The 942-nt window shown below is 70.2% G+C and carries 1 protein-coding gene; it reads right to left on the bottom strand.

The genetic code is table 11. The annotated features are described in order from the left end of the window. Position 1: 1 nt before the first annotated feature. Positions 2-942 (bottom strand): IS701 family transposase (locus tag IF09_RS0139545; RefSeq protein ID WP_030304417.1); only part of this gene is annotated, 941 nt, incomplete at its 5' end.

Here is a 942-nt window from a genome sequence, read left to right as displayed (position 1 = left end):
GTCAGGCCCTGGCAGGGGCTTTTGGGCAGGTCCGCTGCTCGGTGAGGAATAGGTGGGCGGCGGTGACGAGGGTGACGTGCCGATGCCAGCCGGTGAAGGAACGGCCCTCGAAGTGGTCCAGCCCCAACGCTGTTTTCAGTTCGCGGTAGTCGTGCTCGATCCGCCACCGGGCCTTCGCCAGCCGGACCAGGTCCTTGGCGGGGATGTTCGCGGGCAGGTTCGAGATCCAGTACTTCACCGGTTCCGCCTCGCCCTCGGGCCATTGCGCGATCAGCCAGGACAGCCCGATCGTGCCGTCGGCGGCGGGCTTCGGGTGGCGGCCCGCGAGCAGGATCCGCAGGAGCACAAAGTGCGAGCTCATCGCGGCTCTGGAGCCCTTGCGCCAGGTCAGGGTTCGCCCGTGGTGGCGCCCGGCGGCCAGCACGTGGTCGCGTAAGGACACGGGCCTGGTGCGGTAGCGGGGCCGCGGGCGGGGCCCGAGACCTCCGTAGGCCGGCTGATGGGGTTCGGTGTCCTCGCCGTGGGCGGTCATCTCGGCTTTGGCCTGCAGGACGTAGGCCAGACCCCGGTCTTCGAGACCGTGACGGAAGTCGGCGTTCGCGCCATAGGCGGTGTCCGCGACCAGCGCGGCGGGCCGCAGACCGATCGCGGACATCTCGTCGAGCATCTCCAGCGCGAGCTGCCACTTCGGTCGGTGATGTTCGGTATCGGGGATCCGGCAGGCCGCCCGGCGTGTGGCTGCCTCGGGCCCGTCCCATGTGGCAGGCAGGAACAGCCGCCACGACAGCGGGCACGAAGCCGTGTCCGAGGCAGCGTGGACACTCACCCCGATCTGGCAGTTGCCGACCTTGCCCAGGGTGCCCGAGTACTGCCGGGCCACCCCGGGTGAGGCCTTGCCGTCCTTGGGGAAACCGGTGTCGTCCACCACCCACACCTGCGGGC

It is taken from the genome of Streptomyces katrae (assembly GCF_000717655.1).
GTDB classification, from domain to species: Bacteria; Actinomycetota; Actinomycetes; order Streptomycetales; family Streptomycetaceae; genus Streptomyces; species Streptomyces katrae_B.
Note: the sequence above shows the minus strand (reverse complement) of the source record. Positions and strands in the feature narration are given on the sequence as shown.